Raw genomic sequence first — 15,119 nt, forward strand, 5'->3', positions numbered from 1 at the left:
TCAAGCTCAAACTAAAAGGCCTGAGTCCGGTGGAATACCGGACTCAGGCCTTCGGTACCTAGCTTTCAACTGTCCAACTTTGTGGGGTCAGTTCACACGCGGGGATTTTTATTTCACATCGCTGAGAAACTACTATTAGAACTTGTACTGCGCCGACAGGCTCAGCACGTTGCCGTAGTCTTCGGAGTAACCCGTCAGCGTATCGAGGGTGGCGCTCTGCGCAGCGTTGATCGATGCGTTGTTGACAAACACATGCTCGTACGACGCATTCAGCTGGAAGTGCTCGCTGGCCTTGTAGCCAACGCCGATCGAGGCGAGCTTGCGCGACTCATCAGGCACGCGCGGCTCGCGGTACTGGGCAGTGGTCGGGGTCTGGTCATACGCCACGCCGGCGCGCAGGGTGAACTGGTCGGTGAGGTAGTACTCGCCACCGAAGGAGACGTACCAGCTGTTATGCCAGTTGAACGGCTGTGTGGTGGTCGGCTGCGCCGGATTGGCGTAGTTCACGGTCAGGTTCTTGAACACATCCCACTCGGTCCAGTCCGCATCCGCACCGAAACCGAACTTCTCTTCCTGGTGCCAATAGCTGAAGCCGACGGTCGCCGGGTTGGTGAAAACGGCGGTACCGTTGGTATGCGTGAACGGCAGGCCGCCGCCAAGCAACGGTGCCACCGCCGGATTGGAGAGCAGGGCGACAACGTTGTCCGGCACCGTGAAATTCGCGGTGCCTTCGAGGCGGTGCGAAATCTTGGAACGGTAGTCGACGGCCAGTTTGTCCTGCGAGGTCATCTTCCACTCGGCGGCAAGCTGATAGCCCCATGCCCAGTCGTTACCGTTGAGCTTGCCATAGCCATCCGAGCCCGGCGGCACCACCGCACCGACCTGCGCGCCCAGTGCCTGCGCCATGGCCGGGGAGATCTCGCCTGCCATGGCCGCCTGCTGGATCAGGCCCAGGCCGACCGCGTTGTAGTTGATCGCATTGGACAGCGTGGCGCTGGTCTTCTCCGCGATAGCGCTGACACCGAGGCTGAAGTTGCTGTTGATGTCGAAGGATGCGGACAGCGTGGTATCCAGCGACTGGAACTTGGACTCGAGTGCGTTGTAACGGCCGACCCAGTTCTGGTCGTAATTGGTCTTGAAGCCGAACGGCACGTCAAACGCGGCGCCCACGTGAATGCCATCGGCGACCTTGGTGGCGAAGTACAGTGCCGGCACCGGCAGGGTGGTACCGGCATCGCCGCCGTTGCCACCGCTGATCGGGCGACCCAGCGCGTCGGTCGCCGTACCGTGGAACTGGGTGCCGAAATTGATCGCGGTGATATCGGCCTGCAGGTAGGTGCCGTCAAGGTCGCTCATGGCGGCGGGGTTGTTGGCCACAACCGAGACATCACCGCCAGCGGTAGCGGAACCGGCATAAGCGCGACCCATGCCCGTGGCGCTGTTAGCCAAAAGTTGGAAGGCACTGGCATTGGCAACACTTGGCGCAACCAGCGCACCAACAATAGCTGCGCTCAACGCGGCGAGCGCGAGCGGACGGGCAGCGCCCGTAAGGGAACGGAAAGACATGTGCATCGATTGCTCCTGCTTATTCGTGAGGCGGATCGGGGATATAGCCGGGGCGGCGAATGTTATAATTCATACGCGCGTTTGAAGCCCCTGCGCCGCACTTTGCCCGCTCAGACAAGGTGTTGCAAGTGCATTTGCAGCAATTTAACGAGGAATATGGCAGTGCCTGAGCGACTCGTGGCGCGGCCGATTCGGCTGACCGGGGACCGAACAAGCTGATTCCCGGCAGCCCGGATGGCAGGCGGCACTGTACCCTCACCGCTAATCCGGGCATCCGACCCATCAACGCAGCCAGACTCAACGGGTAGTGCCATGCAATGTTTTGTCTATGCCAGCCTGCGCAAAGCCGACAGCTATCTATGGCTGGCCCGGCGCGATGGCTTCGACGTGCTGTCTGAGTCGCTGGTGTTGCTGCTTGGCGAATTGCGCTTCGTGCTGGAAGTTCAGCTGGATGATCAACGCAAGCTGCCGAACGAGGACACCGAACAAGTGCTCGAGCACCTGCGTACTCAGGGCTGGCACCTGCAACTGCCGCCCAAGGAGACGCTGGCTACCGCCAATCATCCTGCCTACAAGCATTCCACCCGGGATGATCGCGACGAGTGAATCACGTGTATCGCCACTCAGCACAAACCCGTGGTGTTAACACTTGGTTACCGTCTGTAAGTCCAACGATTTCTATACTGCTGCCATGACCCAGCCCAAATCGCGCCGCCGTCCTCCCCTCCTGCAAGCTCTCGCCTGGTTCATTCCAGGATGGGTCGCGATCGCCGCCGCCGGCCTGGCCACCCATCTGCTGACGCTGATTCCGCTGCTGCTGGCCAATACGTTGACCATGGCGGCGATCTGCCACGCGATTGGTTTCGACCCCGAGCCGCGCTTCGGTCGCACCGTGCTGCGCCGTGGCGCGGCACATCTGGTGATGTTCACCGGCTACACGGTCCTGGTCTTTCTGCTGGTCGCGTGGCCCATGTTGCAGCTGAGCCGGACACCCAGCCTCAGCGTGGTGCTGGAGTTGACCGCAGCGCTGGTTCTCGCGCTGGCGGCCTTGTGGCGGCTGTGGCCCGCGTTTGGGCTGGTGTTCGTTTGGGATGACGCCTATCCGACCCAACGGCATGGCTCATGGATCTTCACCGCCACCTTGCGCAGCATCGCGTTCGGCCGTCATCTGTCGCGCGAGGAACGTTTCTTCAGCCACTTTTTGCCGGCTGCGCTGGCGCTGCTGGTGCTGGCGTTCGGTGCGATCGCGCTGACCGGCCTGTATGGTGTCCTGCCCAGCGAATTGCGCATCACGGCGTTGGCGCTCTACGGCGTCGTGCTGTTGCCGCTCGGTTGCCTGATCGTCGCCAACCGAACGCTGCGCGCCTTGCTGTGTGGGCGCCATGGCAAGCACACAAAATCCACCATCGCGGCATCCGCCCGTGGCAACCCGAGCACATCGGCAACGATCGCGCCGGCATCGCTTGTCGCGGCGCCGCTGAACGAGCAGGAGCGCACCGCAGGGACACCAGAGCAGGCAGAAGCGCTACTGGCTGCCACCCGCCATGGCGACATCGAGCGCGCGCTGGCACTGGTTGCTGCCGGTGCCGACCCCAATACCGCGCCAACGCCACAGGACCGTGATCAACGCCCGGTCCTGATGCTCGCTGCACTACTGCCCGACACCCGCCTGTTGCGTGCGCTGATCGCCAAGGGCGCCGACGTGAACCGGGCCAGCGGCGGCATCACTCCGCTGCTCGCTGCCACTCGCGACAGCTGGCATGGCCGCGCTGAGGCCGTCCTCACGCTACTGACCAACGGCGCCAGTCCCTTGGTCGCCGATGCCGAGGGCAATACGCCGCTGCATGGCGCCGTGATCAGCGCCGAGCCCGGCGTGGCGGCGATGCTGCTGGACGCCGCCGCACTAATCAACGCACTGAACAAAGCGGGCATCAGTCCGTTGGCCGTTGCCTGCCGTGCCGCCAATTGGCCGCTGGTGCAGTTTCTGCTTGAACGCGGCGCCAAACCGGCACCCGCTGACGGTGAGCCCGCGCTGGTCGCCGCCACCGGCATCGCCGACGACGACGTCACCGGAGTCAAGTTGCTGCTCAAGCATCGCGCCGCCGTGAATGCCGTCGATGCACGCCATCGCCATGCGCTGCTGTCCGCCGCTGCCGAAGGTCACGAGCAGATCGCGCGCGCGCTGTGCGCGGCCGGTGCCGATGTCAGTCTGTCCGACCAGCACGGCAGTACCGCATTGATGGAAGCGGCGCGGGCCGGTGCCTGCGGCATCGTGCAAATGCTGGCTGAGGCACAACCCGATGCGCGCGCGCGCGACAACCACGGCCGCGATGCGCTGACGCTGGCCTGCCAGTCGCCGCACGCGCATGGCGAAACCGTGCGGGCGCTGCTCGCCCTTGGCGCCGAACCGAAAGCGCCCGGCAGCGATGGCCGCAGCGCCCTGGATCACGCCGCGGCCGCCGGTCGCTGGGACCTGGTCGCGCTGCTTGATCCGGAAACACCGCTGCCGGCCAGCCACAGCCGCGATCTGCTGGCCGAAGGCGCAGATACTCCGGCACACCTGCTGGACGCACTGCGCTTCGGGCATTGGGCGATTGTGTCGAGCTTCGCCGAGCGCGTGCGCGAATGGCCGCAGGCGCAGCTGGCGCAGTTGTATCTGGACCTGACCACACCGGGTCTCGGTGCCGCGCGCCGCTGGCTGCTCGAGCACGGTCTCGATGCCGAGACGCGCCTGCCGTCGCAGCTGCCTGACGATGCTGAAGCGGTGGAGTCGACGGTACCGCCAGCCCTGACACCCATGGGCCGTCGCCTGTTCGATGCCTTGTTGCAACAGTTGCCGGCATCCACCGAGGCACTGGATGATCTGCTGCAGGCGGGTGCCAGTCCGGCCGGTACCGGCCTGCTGGCGCTGGCGCTATCGCGCCTGAACGGTGCGGCGCAAAGTGCCGCATTGCCGCTGAACCTGCTTGAGCGCGGCGCGGATCCTTTCGGCCCCGATGCGCGCGATCGCACCCCGCTGCATCTGGCGGTGGTCAACATGCAGCCTGAATTGCTGCAGGCGCTGCTCGCACGCGGCTGCGATCCGAACACCCGCGATCGCGACGGTCGAACTCCCTTGTTTGCCGCGCTGGAACATGGCGCCCTGGCGCTGCCGCTGGTGCGCGCCTTGATCGCCCATGGCGCGAACCCGGAAGCGGCCGATGCGAATGGCGAAACGCCACTCGGGCTGGCACTGGAGCACCCGGCCGTGGAGCGCTGGCTGGATTGGCGCGATTGGTCGCGTCCGAATCGCCCGCTGCGCCCCGATGACCTCCCGGCGGCGGCCGCCGCCGGTGCGCTTGCCACCGTGCAGCGCTTGCTGGAGCTGGGTTTTGCGGTCGACACGCGTGACGAACCGGGTGCCTCGGCGTTGTTGCGCGCCTGCGGTGCCGGTCATCGCGAGGTGGCTGCCTGCCTGCTCGATGCGGGCGCTGATCCCACCCTGGCCGCCGGCAGCGGCGTGACCCCGTTGGCCGCAGCGGTCGCCGCGCGCCGCGAGGCGCTGGTCGGCTTGTTGCTGGAGCGCCGGGTTGCCATCGATCAACGCCTGCCGAACGACACCACCGCGCTGATGGTGGCCGCCGCAATGGGTTATCCGGAAATTGCCGAAGCGCTGCTGGATGCCGGCGCCGACGTCAACGCGGTCGATGCTGGCGGTCGCACCGCGCTACATGCGGCAGCGCAGTTCGGCTTCGAACACAACGACAGTCTGCGAGCACGCCGGCTGTTCGACAGCTTGCTCAAGCATGGCGCCGACATCAACCGGGCCGACAGCGAAGGCAAAACGCCGCTGCTGCTCTTGCTGGGCGCACAACTACGCCCCGGCAGTGATTGCGATGCCACACATATCGGAGCACTGGTGCCGTTGCTGCTGGATGCCGGAGCCAGGGTGGAACACGCCGACCAGCGGGGCGTCACTGCCCTGCATGCCTGCGCGATGCATGCCTTGCTGCCGCCGGCGCGCGTGCTGCTGTCGCGTGGAGCCGATCGCCATGCCGCCGACGCGTTCGGTCGTACAGCCGCCGATGTGGCCAGGCAACTGGGCTATATCGATATCGCGCATGAGCTGACAGCACGTGTCGGATCAGTTCCCAGCGTGCGGCAGACCTTGCGTCAGCCCGCACAGCCGGCCGACTGATCGGTCGACTCGGCGGCGGATCGACCGGTAGGGGCTGGCGTGCATGTGCGCGTTGGCAGCGAGCGCCAGGCGGTCATCGCCTGCGCCGTCTCGATGTCGTCGACTCGTTGACCCGGTAATCCGCCGACCACCGACACGGCACTTCCGCTTGCACTGCGTGGTGCCCACATCAGCGGCGGCCTGGAACCAAACAGCACCACTAGCGGGCAACCCACGGCGGCGGCCAGGTGGGCCGGCCCGGTATCCACCGACACCATGCTGTGAGCTACTTCCAGCAGGGCCTTCAGACGGCCGATCGGCAGCGCGGCAGCAGCGATCGGGAGCGATTTGGTATCGCAGGCCGCGAGCACGGTGTTGAGGTAACCGGCCTCGGCCGGTGACCCGCAAAAAAGAATTTGCGCCTGTGGCAGTCGGTAGCTGATCGCGCGCGCCAGCTCGGCCCAGCGCTGGGCCGGCCATGACTTGTCGTCATCATCGGCTTGACGCACGCCGTTCCAGCGCAGGGTTCGCTTATTGCCAGGCTGCAACAGCACCAACGGGCGTCCGAGCATGCCTTGCGCGCGCAACCAGGCATCCCGGTCGGCCCGCTCAGCCGCACTGACCTGCAGCTGTGGCGCGATGCAGGAGGACGGCGCCACCGGCGGATGAGTATCACGGAAGGCCGCTGGCGTCGTGTCGCCGAAACGCAGCAACCAGTCAACCCAGTGCTCGTCCTTCAGCATCGTCGTGTCCTGGATGAACTGGCAATGGGCGGCGGGCACACCGGCCAGCGCCAGCATCGGGCGCACCTTGGTACGTGCGCGCGGATCCGGCTCGCAGATGTAGAACGGCGATTGCCGCAAACGCCGCAATGCAAGCGTCGCGCGCCAACGCTGCGGCCGCGTCAACAATGACCCGTACTGGCTGCGCAACGGTATGCATCCGGCCACCTCGGGCTGGGCCGAATAGAGCACCGGTGTCCAGTCCCCCAGCGCCAGCAACTGACACGGCCGCCCATAGCGCAAATGCAACCGACGCAACAGCGGCTGCAGCAGGATCGTGTCGCCGAGCCGGCCAAGACGGATCACGACAGGGCTGATCTCTGCGGGGCTCTGAATCATCGGCATGACTTCAAGCAACGTCGGGAGCGGCGTCCGGTTGACATCGTACGGCGTACTGGCGCAAATCCCGCGTTCCCGCCCCCACGTGTTGGGCATCGCTGCGCTCACCCCAACCTGCATAGCCGCCGCGAACCTCGATCAAACCGTAGGTTGGGGTGAGCGCAGCGATGCCCAACATTCCCGCCCGACGTTCTCACATGGATGACCCTGGGTCATCCTCGCGTTGGCCTTTCGCGCGACCCTCAGTCCTCAGCGTTCAGCGGGACATCGGGTTCAAGCGAACGTTCGCGTTCCGCCTCCGGCTCAGCGTCTGCCTCGAATAGACGCTGCAGATCGACCATCGCATCAAGCGTGCTCTGCACCAGCTTGACTTCATCGTCATACACCAGCGACTGCTTGATCAGCAGTTTCTCGTCGTAGCGACGGAAGCGTGTCACCCGGTCCACCGCCATTTCATGCGACAGACCCAGCGCCTCCAGCGTCTTGCGGGTCATCATGAGGCTGGAATGAAACGTCTCGCGTATCGGCCGCTCCACACCCATGTCCATCAAGCGGAACACGTGCTGGCGATTGCGCGCGCGGGCGATGATCTTCAGGTGCGGATACTGCCGCCTTACCAGTCGTGCGGTACGCAGACTCGCTTCCGGATCGTCGGTGGCCAACACAAACACCTCGGCCTTGTCGGCCTGGGCGGCACGCAATAGCTCCGGTCGCGTCGGGTCGCCGAAAAACAGGTTGACGTTGCCGAAGCGGCGCGCGAAATCCACCTGCTCGACCGAATGCTCCAGCGCCACGAAAGGTATCCCCTGCGCCCGCAACACGCGTCCGATGATCTGCCCCATCCGACCGAAGCCGGCGATGATCACCCGTGGCGTATCGGTATCGATCGTGTCGAACTCGCGCGTCGGCTTCTTCGGTTTCACGTTCAACAGCTTCGCCACCAGCACCACCAACAGGGGCGTCAGTGCCATCGTCAGCGTGATCACCAGCACCAGCGTGTCGCGCAGGTCAATGCTGATCAGCTTCTGCTCGGCTGCCTGCCTGAGCAGCACGAACGCAAACTCGCCGCCGCATGCCAGCAACACCATCAGGCGCAACGTGTCGGAGCGATTGAGCCCGCCCAGCAGCCGCCCCAGCGGCCACAGCAGCAACCCCTTCAGCAGCAGCAGCGCCCCCACCAGGGCGAACACCCGTCCCGGCCGCTGCAACAACAGCGACAGATCCATCGACATGCCGACGCTGATGAAGAACAGGCCGAGCAGCAAACCCTTGAAGGGCTCGATATGGGATTCCATGTCGTGCCGGTATTCCGAATCGGCCAACAGTACGCCAGCGAGAAACGCCCCCAGGCCCGCCGAGACCCCAGCCAACTCCATGACCAGCGCCACACCCATCACGACCAGCAGCGCCGTGGCGGTGGAAACTTCCAGCGAGTCAGTACGCGCGACGAAGCGAAACACCGGTCGCAACAGATAACGGCCGCCAACAACCACCGCCAGGATCACTCCGATCGTGCGCAGCACGCCCAACAAGTCAAGACCGTGCGGGGTCGACGAGGACGCCAGCAAGGGCACCGCAGCGATCAGCGGAATCGCCGCCAGATCCTGAAACAGCAAGATCGAGAACACCTGCCGACCGTAGGCCGAGCCGGCCTCCTTGCGCTCAGCCAGTATCTGCAGGCCGAACGCCGTGGACGACAGCGCCAGACTTCCGCCAACGATCGCCGCCGCATTGCCCGAGAGGCCAAACAAGTAATACGCCAACGCGGCGATGGCCACGCTGCAACTGAGCACTTGCACCAGTCCGGTACCGAACACCGACCGGCGCATCACCCACAGACGTTGCGGCGACAACTCAAGGCCGATCACGAACAGCATCAGCACGATGCCGAACTCGGCAATCGTCGTGACCCCCGCGGTGTCACTGATCAGTCCCAGCAGCTGCGGCCCGATCGCCATGCCGGCCAGCAGGTAGCCCAGCACCGAACCCAGCCGAAAGCGCTTCGTCAACGGCACCGCGATCACCGTCGCCAGCAGAAACACCACCGCGGTCTCTAAAAAATGTTGGCTGTCCACGCGCGGCCACTCCGATCCGGGGGAGGCTCGATTATTCCACGCAGCCAGTATTCATGCGGGCAACGATCTTCACGCTCGATACGTCCGACTTTCTGCCCGGATGCCGAAAAAGATCAGGCCCGCACGTGGCGGGCCTGATCTGCGACAGGGGCTACGATCGCCCCGATGGGTGGCGTCCCTTACTTCTTGGGAGCGTCCGTCTTAGGCGCGTCTTTCAGGCCACGGTTGACCAGCATCGGCTCGATGCTCGGGTCCTGGCCGCGCCAGTCCTTGTACAGCTTCGCCAGCTCTTCGGTGTTGCCGCGCGACAGGATCATCGCGCGGAAATGGTCACCGTTCTCACGCGTCAGGCCGCCATGTTCCACAAAGCCCGCGAACGCGTCGTCGGCAAGCATCTGAGTCCACAGATAGGCGTAATAGCCCGCCGCGTAGCCGTTGCCCCAGATGTGCTGGAAGTAGCTGGAGCGGTAGCGTGGCGGCACATAGCTGAGGTCGATCTTGTCACTCTTCAGTGCTGCCGCCTCGAAGGCATCGGCATCCTGCAGCGGTGCGTCGGCACCGAGCGTGTGCCAGTCCATGTCAAGCAGGGCAGCGGCGACCAGTTCGGTCATGTTGTAGCCACTGTTGAACTTGCCGGCCTTCTTCAGCTTGTCGACCAGGGCCTGCGGCATCGGCTCGCCGGTCTTGTAGTTCTTCGCATAGTGGGCGAACACCTGCGGATCGGTTGCCCAATGCTCATTGAACTGCGACGGGAATTCGACGAAATCACGTGCGGTCGCGGTGCCGGACAGGGTCGGGTACTGCTCGTCGGCGAACAGGCCGTGCAGACCGTGGCCGAACTCGTGGAACATGGTGATCACGTCATCCACCGACAGCAGTGCAGGCTGGCCAGCCGCTGGCTTGGCAAAGTTGGTGACGTTGTAGATCACCGGCTTCTGTCCAAGCAACCTGGACTGGGTGACCATGTTGTCCATCCACGCGCCGCCGCCCTTGTTGTCGCGCTTGAAGTAGTCGCAATAGAACAGCGCCATCGACTTGCCGTCTTTGTCGAACACTTCGAACACGCGCACATCCGGCTGATATACCGGGATGTCCTTGCGCTCCTTGAAGGTCAAACCGTACAGCTGGTTGGCGGCATAAAACACACCGTTCTGCAGCACGTTATCCAGCTCGAAATACGGCTTGATCTGGCTTTCATCCAGGTCGTACTTGGCCTTGCGCACCTGCTCGGCGTAGAAGTCCCAATCCCACGGCTGCACTTTGAAATTGCCGTGCTGCTGGTCGATCACGGCCTGGATGTCCTTCGCCTCGGTCTGCGCACGGGCAGTGGCAGCCGGCACCAGTTGCTGCATGAACTTGAGCGCCGTCTCCGGCGTCTTGGCCATCTGGTCGTCCAGCTTCCACGCGGCATAGTTCGGGAAGCCGATCAGCTTGGCCTGTGCAGCGCGAATCTGCGCCAGACGCTCGATGATCTTGCGGGTGTCGTTTGCATCGCCCTTCTCGGCGCGATTCCAGGATGCCTCGAACAGTGCCTGGCGGGTGTCACGGTCGCTCAGGTCCTGCAGCAGTGGCTGCTGGGTGGTGTTCTGCAGCGTCAGCACGAATTTGCCATCGGCGAGCTTGCGATCCTTGGCCGCCTGCGTGGCGGAAGCAAGCTCGGCATCGGTAAGACCGGCCAGCTTGGTCTTGTCGTCGATCACCAGCGCGCCACCCTTGGTGGCTGCGAGCAGCTTGTTGGTGAACGACGTGCTGAGCGTGGATTCTTCCTTGTTGAGATCCTTCAGCTTGGCCTTGTCGGCCTCGGACAACTTGGCGCCGGCATGCACGAAATTCTTGTAGACCACCTCAACCAGGCGCGCCGACTCGGGGTCGAGCTTGAGCGTGTCGCGCTGGTTGTAGATCGTCTCGACGCGCTGGAACAGCTTGTCGTTGAGATAGATCGCATCCTGATGTGCCGCCAGCCTCGGCGCTTCATCCTCCTGCACTTTCTGCAGCGCGTCGTTGGTATTGGCGCCGGTCACCACGGCAAACACCTGCATCACGCGGGAAAGCATGGCGCCGGATTTTTCCATCGGCACATAGGTGTTCTCGAACGTCGGGGCATCCGGGTTGTCGGCGATCTTCTGGATCTCCGCCAGCTGCTGCTTCATGCCCTCTTCGATCGCCGGCTGATAGTCAGCGTCATGGATCTTGTCGAATGGCGGCGCCTGGTACGGCAATGTGCTGGCGCTGAAGAACGGATTGCTGGTCATGGCGGTTGCTGCCGGTGCGGCCGTGCTGGCGGTGGCCACCGAGGCGGTCGTCGCAGGCGAGGTGGCGGCGCTGTTCGGCTGCTGCGAGCAGGCGGCAAGAGCCATTGTGGTAGCAATCACAATAAGGCGGAGACGAGGCATCTGGTTTTCCCAATTGGCGCGTCCGGGCCCGGACACGGTAAGTCGTAACTCTCGACTTTACCCACTCAAAGGGGGTTTCTCCTAGCCCACAAGTCATGCCACCCATCGCGGCGTGGCTTGTGCAACCTGCCCGCCAATCGCTCAGGCCGCCCGCATGTCGCGCAACTTCCATGCCCCGCCGATCAGCAGAAACAACCGGTGCCGCACCACGCTCATCGGCAGGTCGGTGATCAGATCGACCTCGGTGTGCAGGTCGGCGACCTTGGCGTTTACCTGGGCAGCAGGGTCAACGGCAGCCAGGCTGGTGTCCACGGCATCCGGATCCGGCTGCCCCAAACGCCAGCGGTCGAACAGACTGTCATCGCGCAGCGCCTGCTGCAGCGCGGCCGCAAAATCGTTCGGACCGGCACCATCGTAGGCAAACCGGGGATCAGGCCCGCTGGCATGGGCCAGGTCGGCGATGGAAAGGTAGTAGTGGTTGCGGGCCATGAAGCCTCCGGCGGTGGGCGATGCACGTATCCAAGCACGACGGATGTGAAGCTCAGTCCAAGGCCGTCACGGCGGCCTCCAGCCGAATCGCGGCCTGCGCCGGCGCCAGGCCATGCGGCAGCACGCCCAGACATGGCGCCGGCAGTAGTTCGCGCAAGGTTGCCAGGTTTTCGTCCAGTGCAGCCATCGTCGGATCGATGCAGTTGCCGATCCAGCCAAGCAGCTTGCAACCATCCGCCTTGATCGCCTGCGCGCTGAGCAGGGCATGATTGAGGCAGCCCAGCCGCAAACCAACCACCAGGATCACCGGCAGCTGCCATTGCTTGGCGATATCCGACGCAAACAGCCCCGGCGCCAACGGCACCAGCCAGCCGCCAACGCCTTCGACCACCACCCGTTGATGGCCGCCGCGCAATGCGTCGAACGCGGCGCGCAATGGCGTCAGCGAAATCTCGACGCCGGCATGCGCTGCCGCCAGATGGGGCGAAAGCGGATCACGCAGCGCGATCGGGTTGATCAAGGCATAGGGCGGCGGCACGCTGCTGGCCGCCTGCAATGCCAGCGCGTCGTCGTTGCGCCATCCATTGGGAGTTTCCATGCAACCACTGGCCACCGGCTTCATCCCGCACGCGATGTACCCGGAGCCACGCAAGGCATGCAGCAGGGTGCACGCCGCATGGGTCTTGCCAATACCGGTGTCGGTGCCGGCGATGAACACAGCGCGACTCATTTCAGGCCATACCCGCGTAAACATTCCATCGTATTCCTTCCCTCTTGTCCGTTCTTCTTCACGACCGCACCTGCGGATGACCGGCGCATAATAGATCCTCTGCGCTACAACCTTTGCTGATGGAACCATGGCATGTTTGAACTGAAAGCACACACTTACGCCAGCAAACACGAACACTACGAAGACCTGCAACAGCAGGTCCGCGGCCTGCTCGCCGGCGAGCCCGACCTGATCGCCAACGCGGCGAATTTCGGCGCACTGATCTACCACAGCCTGCCCGACCTGAACTGGGCCGGTTTCTATCTGTACGACGGCAGCGAACTGGTGGTCGGACCTTTCCAGGGCAAACCGGCCTGCATCCGCATCGCGCTAGGCCGCGGTGTTTGCGGCACCGCCGCGCAGACACGGGAAACCCAGCTGGTGCGCGACGTGAATGCGTTCGACGGACACATCGCCTGCGACGCTGCCTCGCAATCGGAAATCGTGGTGCCGCTGATCAATGCGGACGGCACGCTGCTGGGCGTGTGGGATGTGGATAGTCCAGTCATCGACCGCTTCGACGAGGATGATCGAGCGGGGATGCAGGGGCTATGCGCGGTGTTCATGGAGGCTGTGCGCGGCTGATGATCCTGAGGGTCTGCCATTTGAGTCGGAGTACCCGCGAGATGCAGTTGATCTTGGGGGAGCGACTTCAGTCGCGATGCTTTGGCCTTGCTGCTGGGCTTGCCCGCTAACGAGTAAAACCAACGCCAGGGCATCGCGACTGAAGTCGCTCCCACAAGAGCTGCAAGAGCAGCAGAGAGGGCGCTGGGTTCCGGCTTGCGCCGGACTGACGAAGACACGCGGTCCAGCGAGCACCCGCCCCTCACCCCAACCCTCTGCCCGAGAGAGGGCAGTTCCGACGATGCTTCATGCGTCGACGTGATGCGCTCTTCAGCGCTCGCGCCCCTGGTGTGCACCTTCCCGCGGTTGCCGCAGCAAGGTCATGACTGCCTGCCGAGCTTCGTCCACTCCGGTACCGGCCGACGAAGAAAACACCTGCGCCGTAGCGTGCAACCCTTCAGCCGCAAACTGCTTGAGCAACGTCGCCAGCGCCTGCGTGGCCTGGCCGCGCGAGAGCTTGTCGGCCTTGGTCAGCAACAGGTGGCAGGGCAGCTGGGTGGCGAAGCAGAACTCCAGCATCAGCCGGTCGAACTCCTTCAGCGGATGGCGGATATCCACGATCAGGATCAGCCCGCGCAGGCTGCGCCGCTGGTGCAGATACGCGTCGATCTCAAGCTTCCAGTGCTCGCGCATCTCCAGCGGGACTTTCGCGTAGCCATAGCCGGGCAGATCGATCAGTCGCACATCCAGCGGCGGCTGGCCGTCGATCTGGGTCGGTGGTGGCAGGCTGAAAGCAACCATCTGCTGGGTGCGGCCCGGGGTTTTGGAGGTGCGTGCCAAGCCCTTGTGGCCGGTCAGCGCATTCAGTGCACTGGACTTGCCCGCATTGGAGCGGCCGGCGAACGCGACCTCGGCACCTTGATCGGCGGGCAGCTGGCTGATGCGGTGGGCGGCGAGCACAAATTGCGCGCCTTGCAGGGGATTCGACATGAGATGGTTTGACCAAGGTACGGTGGCACAGGGATAATTCTTCGGTTTCTGCCTGCTGCGGCCCGATGGCTGCAGTCAGCGGCAGTGTTTGGAAGTCGTGAGCAAGTCTTTTGGGAGTCAAGTGTATGAGTTTTCGGTCCGCTGGTTTTCGGCCCGCTGTTCTTGGATCTGCCGTAGCTCTCGTGTTCGCGCTGTCCGCCACTGCGCTGATGGCACAAGACGCCCAGCCGAAGACCTCCGCCCCAGCCGCCGCCAGCACGGCGGCCAAGCCGGCGGCCGCGGCCAGTACTGCAGCAGCACCTGCGGCCGCGAGCGCGCCTGAGGCTACGGCTGCGGTCAAGCCGGGCGACGCCACGGCTGGCCAGGCCAAGGCCGCCGTCTGCGGCGCCTGCCACGGCCTGGATGGCAACTCCAGCGACCCGCAGTATCCGAAGCTGGCCGGCCAGAGCGAACAGTACATCGTCCACCAGCTGACCAGTTTCAAGGCCGGCACGCGGCAGAACCCGATCATGCTGGGCATGGCCACGCCGCTGTCCGAGCAGGACATGCACGACATCGGCGCTTACTTCTCCAGCAAGACTCCACTGCCCGGCGTGGCCGATCAGGCGCTGGTCGCACACGGCGAAGAGCTGTTCCGTCAAGGCGATCCCAAGCGTGACATTCCCGCCTGCATGGCCTGCCACAGCATCGACGGCCGCGGCAATCCGGGCGCGATGTATCCGGAGCTGACCAGTCAGCACGCGCAGTACATCCAGGCCACGCTGAAGGCCTGGCACGACGGCGCCAGTTGGGGCAAAGACGCCCATTCCCAGATCATGCCGTCGATCGCGCAGAAGCTGAATGCCGATGACATCGCGGCGCTGGCCAGCTATGTCGAAGGCCTGCACAGCGCGGAAAATCAACCGCCTGCCGCTTCGCCCTGATCGATAACGCGCCGGCCTCATGCCGGCGTTTTCGGTTTCAAGACCCCCTGTTCGAGCTGTTCCATGTCGAGGT

General features: G+C 64.2%; 11 protein-coding genes. 4 read left to right on the forward strand and 7 right to left on the reverse strand.

Going from position 1 to position 15,119, the window contains the following annotated elements; genetic code table 11:
* Positions 1-135: 135 nt before the first annotated feature.
* The gene (locus HDE77_RS18085) at positions 136-1,566 is read right to left on the reverse strand and encodes an outer membrane protein transport protein (RefSeq protein ID WP_255482799.1); all 1,431 of its coding nucleotides are present in this window, start codon (positions 1,564-1,566) and stop codon (positions 136-138) included.
* Positions 1,567-1,878: 312 nt separating this feature from the next.
* On the opposite strand from HDE77_RS18085, the gene HDE77_RS18090 reads away from it, so the two are divergent.
* Complete coding sequence (locus HDE77_RS18090) at positions 1,879-2,172, forward strand: YcgL domain-containing protein (protein ID WP_184419315.1); 294 nt, start codon at positions 1,879-1,881, stop codon at positions 2,170-2,172.
* 85 nt (positions 2,173-2,257) lie between these two features.
* Positions 2,258-5,743 carry an ankyrin repeat domain-containing protein gene (locus tag HDE77_RS18095; protein ID WP_184419316.1) on the forward strand — a complete coding sequence of 1,162 codons (3,486 nt, stop codon included), beginning with the start codon at positions 2,258-2,260 and terminating at the stop codon, positions 5,741-5,743.
* Here the strand turns inward: HDE77_RS18095 and HDE77_RS18100 are convergent.
* The 5 genes from HDE77_RS18100 to bioD form a co-directional block, all read right to left on the reverse strand.
* Complete coding sequence (locus HDE77_RS18100; RefSeq protein WP_184419317.1) at positions 5,719-6,843, reverse strand: glycosyltransferase family 9 protein; 1,125 nt, start codon at positions 6,841-6,843, stop codon at positions 5,719-5,721. The two genes, HDE77_RS18095 and HDE77_RS18100, sit on opposite strands and share 25 nt — an antisense overlap.
* A 242-nt stretch (positions 6,844-7,085) precedes the next feature.
* Positions 7,086-8,918 carry a monovalent cation:proton antiporter-2 (CPA2) family protein gene (locus HDE77_RS18105; RefSeq protein WP_184419318.1) on the reverse strand — a complete coding sequence of 611 codons (1,833 nt, stop codon included), beginning with the start codon at positions 8,916-8,918 and terminating at the stop codon, positions 7,086-7,088.
* A gap of 179 nt (positions 8,919-9,097) precedes the next feature.
* Positions 9,098-11,311: a peptidyl-dipeptidase Dcp gene (gene dcp / locus HDE77_RS18110; RefSeq protein WP_184419319.1), complete on the reverse strand. Its 2,214-nt coding sequence runs from the start codon at positions 11,309-11,311 to the stop codon at positions 9,098-9,100.
* A gap of 141 nt (positions 11,312-11,452) precedes the next feature.
* Positions 11,453-11,800 (reverse strand): hypothetical protein, encoded by a 348-nt coding sequence (locus tag HDE77_RS18115; protein WP_184419320.1) that lies wholly within the window; start codon positions 11,798-11,800, stop codon positions 11,453-11,455.
* Between the two features lie 52 nt (positions 11,801-11,852).
* Positions 11,853-12,530, reverse strand: a complete 678-nt coding sequence (bioD, locus tag HDE77_RS18120) for a dethiobiotin synthase (RefSeq protein ID WP_184419361.1) — start codon at positions 12,528-12,530, stop codon at positions 11,853-11,855.
* Between the two features lie 132 nt (positions 12,531-12,662).
* Here bioD and HDE77_RS18125 point away from each other — a divergent pair, with 132 nt between their 5' ends.
* Positions 12,663-13,154, forward strand: coding sequence for a GAF domain-containing protein (locus tag HDE77_RS18125; RefSeq protein ID WP_184419321.1), 492 nt, complete (start codon positions 12,663-12,665; stop codon positions 13,152-13,154).
* Between the two features lie 309 nt (positions 13,155-13,463).
* Here HDE77_RS18125 and yihA read toward each other — a convergent pair whose 3' ends face one another.
* A complete protein-coding gene (yihA, locus tag HDE77_RS18130) occupies positions 13,464-14,123 on the reverse strand; it encodes a ribosome biogenesis GTP-binding protein YihA/YsxC (RefSeq protein ID WP_184419322.1) in 660 nt (219 codons plus the stop codon).
* Between the two features lie 125 nt (positions 14,124-14,248).
* Here yihA and HDE77_RS18135 point away from each other — a divergent pair, with 125 nt between their 5' ends.
* Entirely contained in the window at positions 14,249-15,046 is a 798-nt protein-coding gene (locus HDE77_RS18135; protein ID WP_184419323.1) for a c-type cytochrome, read from the forward strand.
* Positions 15,047-15,119: the final 73 nt, after the last annotated feature.

It is taken from the genome of Rhodanobacter sp. MP7CTX1 (assembly GCF_014205795.1).
In the GTDB taxonomy this organism is placed as follows: Bacteria; Pseudomonadota; Gammaproteobacteria; order Xanthomonadales; family Rhodanobacteraceae; genus Rhodanobacter.